This window comes from Neobacillus vireti (assembly GCF_036962465.1).
In the GTDB taxonomy this organism is placed as follows: domain Bacteria; phylum Bacillota; class Bacilli; order Bacillales; family Cytobacillaceae; genus Neobacillus; species Neobacillus vireti_B.
Map to the genome: position 1 here is coordinate 1 of NZ_JBALNF010000057.1, position 266 is coordinate 266.

1 protein-coding gene is annotated in these 266 nt (G+C 41.4%); it reads left to right on the forward strand.

Features of this window, described 5'->3' with window-relative positions:
• Positions 1-266 (forward strand): GNAT family N-acetyltransferase (locus V7077_RS21410; RefSeq protein ID WP_335505674.1); only part of this gene is annotated, 266 nt, incomplete at both ends.

Below are 266 nucleotides of genomic sequence, written 5' to 3' on the forward strand. Positions count from 1 at the left end.
AGAAAATAGTTGCTTCTTAAAAGCGGAGGCAGCGTCAGAAGAGGCCTTTAAAAAGAGAATCGAAAAAATACCGGATAGTTTTTTTGTGGCGGAAGAGGAGGGGGGCATTGTAGGTCTCATCAATGGACCTGTAATTGAAACCGCCTACATTACAGATGATTTATTTAGTGAAATCAAAACCAATTCGAATACCGGTGGACATCAAAGTGTATTAGGCTTAGCCGTGTCTCCAAAATATCAAAATCGCGGAATTGCAGCAGCGTTAC